Below are 2,193 nucleotides of genomic sequence, written 5' to 3'. Positions count from 1 at the left end.
GCACCCCGCGGGTGCGCGACGACCTGGCCGGCATCACCGCGCGCGGCGGCCGCGTCGTCGTCGTCGACCCGCGCCGGACCGAGACGGCCCGCGCCTACGAGCATCTGCCCGTGCGCCCCGACTCCGACGCCTGGCTGTTGTTGTCGATGCTTTACGTGATCTTCGACGAGAACCTCGCCGACGTCGCCGCACTCGACGCCCAGACCGCGGACTGGTCGACGCTGCGTGAACTCGCCCGTGGCTTCCCTCCGGAACGCACCCACCTGCGCACCGGTGTCGAACCCGACGTGTTGCGCACGCTGGCACGCGATTTCGCGACCGCGCCGACCGCGGTGGCCTATGGCCGCACCGGCGCGTGCCTGGGCCGCCACGGGACACTGGTGAGCCATCTGCTCGACGTGCTGAGCATCGTGACCGGAAACCTGGACCGGGCCGGCGGAATGTTGTTCGCCCGCGCGGTGATTCCGCTGGAGGATCTGGCCGAGACGTCGGGCAAGATGACCTATGACACGGCGCGCTCGCGGGTGGGGAACCTGCCGGAGGTGATCAGCACCTATCCCGCGGCGCTGATGGCCGAGGAGATCATCACCCCCGGTGACGGGCAACTGCGGGCACTGTTCGTGACGGCGGGAAATCCGGTATTGACGGTGCCGAACGGCCCGATGCTCGAAAAGGCGCTCGGCGAACTGGATCTGATGGTGTCGCTGGACCTCTATGTCAACGAGACCAACAGTCACGCCGACTACATCCTGCCCGCCACCACGTTCCTGGAACGCCACGATGTGCCCTACAGCCTGGCGAACTGCTCGACGACGGTCTTCGCGCAGGCCGCCGAAGCCGTCGTGCCCGCCTACGGACAGGCGCGCAACGAGTGGGAAGTGTTCGACGAGCTGGCCCGCCGGATGGGCCTGTCACTGTTCGCCAACGGCGCGCTGGAGCGGTTCAACGGGGTGCTGAGCTGGCTGGACCGGCGCGGGCTGGGCCGCATGACACCGCGCCGGCTGGTCGAGCTGCTGATGCGGATCGGTCCGTACGGTGACCGTTTCGGGTTGCGGCGCAACGGAATCAACCCCCGCAAGCTCCGCGAGAACCCGCACGGGATCGTGCTGTCCGAGCATGCGCCGACCGGTATCCGCGCCGAGGCGGTCAAGCATCCCGACGGTCTGGTACGGCTGGCGCCGACGGAGATCCTGGCCGAGGTCGAGCGGCTCGGTGAACGCCACCCCGACGATCCCGCTTTCCCCTTGATGGCCATCGGGATGCGCGAGATCCGTTCGCAGAACTCGTGGATGCACAACAGCCCGACGCTGATGAAGGGCGACCGGCGGCACCGGGCCAGGATCAATCCCGCCGACGCCGCGGCCGCCGGCCTGACCGACGGCGCGACCGTGCGCGTGACGTCCCGGGACGGCGCCATCGAGACTGAGGTGCTCGTCACCGACGAGGTTGCCCCGGGAACCGTTGCGATTCCGCACGGCTGGGGGCATCGGGGCGGCTGGCAGCTGGCCAACCGCGCCGGCGGAGCCAACGTCAACGAGTTGATGTCCAACGACGCCGCCGGCCTGGAACGCCTGGCCGGGATGTCGGTGCTCAACGGCGTCGCGGTGCGCATCGAACCTGTGACCTCCACGGCGGGCGTCACGGCCGGCTGAATCCGCGTCCCTCGCAGATCACCGCCGGAAAACGTCCGAAAGTTTGCTAACGCAATGGTAGGTTCTGCTCGCTACGTCAAAGGTGGGGGTCAACGTGGATCGGTGCCCGAAGTCGCCGAGCGGTTCTCTGCGCGGTCTGTACTCCGGGGTCCTGCTCGTCGGTGTCGGGTTGGGTGTGGTCACGGGGCAGGGGGTCGCCTCCGCGAGCCCGGCCGACGGGACCGATTCCGGTACATCGCAGTCCGCGGACTCCACCGACGCCACTAGCGACACCGCGCCGGCCGAGCCCGACGACGAACCTGCCGACGAGCCCGAACCCGAGCCCGAGGTCGACGAACCCGAGGACGACGAACCCGAGCCCGGGGACGAGCCGTCCCGCCAGTCGAAGACGCGCGCCCACGAGGACGACGCCGCCGAAAACGAGGATGCCGCCGAAGACGACACCGTCGCCGTCGCCGAGCCCACCCCCGAGCCGGAGATCGAGGCGGCCCCCGAGCCTGAGGACGCGCCCGCGCCCGCGCCTGCGCCGCGGACCGCGGCG

The 2,193-nt window shown here is 69.9% G+C and carries 1 protein-coding gene and 1 pseudogene; both read left to right on the top strand.

Annotated elements, in window-relative coordinates; translation table 11 throughout:
- Positions 1-1,652 (top strand): molybdopterin-containing oxidoreductase family protein (locus MVA01S_RS29620; protein ID WP_060941830.1); only part of this gene is annotated, 1,652 nt, incomplete at its 5' end.
- A gap of 94 nt (positions 1,653-1,746) precedes the next feature.
- Positions 1,747-2,193 (top strand): annotated as a pseudogene (locus MVA01S_RS29615) (M4 family metallopeptidase); the annotation flags it as partial.

This window comes from Mycolicibacterium vaccae NBRC 14118 = CIP 105934, assembly GCF_001552715.1.
GTDB lineage: Bacteria > Actinomycetota > Actinomycetes > Mycobacteriales > Mycobacteriaceae > Mycobacterium > Mycobacterium vaccae.
Note: the sequence above shows the minus strand (reverse complement) of the source record. Positions and strands in the feature narration are given on the sequence as shown.